Origin of the sequence: Streptomyces sp. P17, from assembly GCF_032436805.1 — a bacterium.
Taxonomy (GTDB): Bacteria; Actinomycetota; Actinomycetes; order Streptomycetales; family Streptomycetaceae; genus Streptomyces.
The window spans coordinates 1-237 of record NZ_JAVRBF010001464.1 but is presented as its reverse complement, the minus strand read 5'-3'; the positions used below and the strand labels follow the sequence as shown (position 1 = coordinate 237).

The following is a 237-nucleotide window of genomic DNA, read 5'->3' as shown; positions in this document are numbered from 1 at the left end:
ACAAAAAGCAATATTGAATACCAGAGAATTTCCATAATCAGGCGGGATTTTTTTCAGGTCCTTTTAAAATAATTTTAATCACAATCACCACAAAGAGTAAACCGAGAAGAAGATACAAACCGATAAACCCTAAAAGAGTAAAAAGCGTATTTCCCGAGGATACATGAGGTGATACTCCTTCTGAAGTTTTTAACAAACCGTACACCAGCCAAGGTTGCCGTGCAAGTTCGGCAGTGT

Annotated in this window: 1 protein-coding gene; it reads right to left on the bottom strand. The window is 38.0% G+C overall.

The window, feature by feature from the left end:
• Window positions 1-37: 37 nt before the first annotated feature.
• Window positions 38-237, bottom strand: a 200-nt coding sequence (locus RMT89_RS45365) for a cytochrome ubiquinol oxidase subunit I (RefSeq protein ID WP_315889588.1), incomplete at its 5' end; no start/stop codon positions are given.